Source organism: uncultured Campylobacter sp. (assembly GCF_937890585.1).
Lineage (GTDB): Bacteria > Campylobacterota > Campylobacteria > Campylobacterales > Campylobacteraceae > Campylobacter_A.
The window spans coordinates 1-1402 of record NZ_CALACG010000345.1 but is presented as its reverse complement, the minus strand read 5'-3'; the positions used below and the strand labels follow the sequence as shown (position 1 = coordinate 1402).

At 34.8% G+C, this 1402-nt stretch carries 1 protein-coding gene; it reads left to right on the top strand.

Annotation, left to right across the window (positions count from 1 at the left end; genetic code table 11):
* Window positions 1–16: 16 nt before the first annotated feature.
* Window positions 17–1402: hypothetical protein (locus Q0296_RS10385; protein ID WP_298040305.1), on the top strand; the 1386-nt coding region annotated here is incomplete at its 3' end.

The following is a 1402-nucleotide window of genomic DNA, read 5'->3' as shown; positions in this document are numbered from 1 at the left end:
TCGTCGGCAGCGTCAGATGTGTATAAGAGACAGCACCTACCTACCGGCACCTTTAAATGTTAATAACATATACCACATGAAAACAGACAATGATAGCTTAGCCTTTAATAATAAACTCTATGAAAACGCTATACAAGACCTTGGAGTTGATATAAATGGCAATGAAGTGCTTATAAATATAGGCAACGTAGATGCGATACTAAATACAAATGTGAGTGTAAGCTCGCACTTTCTCACCTACACGGCAGCTACACTATACTTTTTCTCATATCTTTTAGAAGAAAAAAATAATGATGAAAAGACAAACAATGTTAGCTTAAAAGGTACATTTTTATATCTAAATGAATTTATGGAGCAAAACTATAAGCTTATATTTGATCTTGATACAAATTTATCTATGCAATACAATAGCGTAAATTTCAACATGGACAATAAAGCCACCATTTCACCCATTACATATAATAAAAACAAAAACTGGCTACTACTTATACTGATAAACAACATAAAGCATGACTTAGATATACGCACAGATCACTATCTAAAAGACGAGCAAGAAGCTTTAATAATAGAAGATATATTTAAGCTTAGTGACGAGAAGCGATATACAAAGATAATAAGCAAAGATGAAGTTGAGAAATTTAAACAAAGCGGATGTGAAAGCATAGAAGATAAAAGAGCTATGCACAAGTGTAGGACGTACAAGGTAGTAGATAAGAGCTCTAGTGATCTCACTACTACTAAGGCTGAAGCCAGCAAGCTCTACACCTATACGTCAAATTTCACAAGGTCGCTTTCATCTCAAGATGAGAAGGCATACTTTATGAAAAAATCAGAGCAGACCTACTCTCTTTTATTTGACAACAGCACGCAGAGTGGCTCTATAAATTTATACGACGTAAAAGATAGAGGCGAGATAAAATTTGGCTTTTTATCAGCTAGCTCTAGCGTATATGTGGATAAGTATAAAGAGAGTTTAGCCATATTTACAAAAGATAAAGACATAGTGGATATTGAGAAGATATATGACAAGATAAGAGATAAATTTGGCGTGGAAAACCCAGAAAACTACAAGGTCGATCTCTTTTTAAACGCTACACTTCTAAAAGGTGCAAACGAAGCTAAGGACTATAAATTTGGCTTTACAAATTTCAAAGATGAAAAAGAGCACGATCTCTTTGAAAACAAAGAAGATCAAAAGCCCTTTTACTACTTTAGCCCAAGGGGTGATGAAAGCTCTAAAGGCTCGCTTGATATCACAAATAAAAACACTAGCATAAGAGTGCTTGGCTATGATATAGATAGGGGTAGCTTGGATGTAAAGCTAAAAAGAGCTAGCAATGATGAGAAAAAAGAGAAGCAAGCACAAGATAGAGAGGCGGTAAATCATCAAAGCATGCCTTCT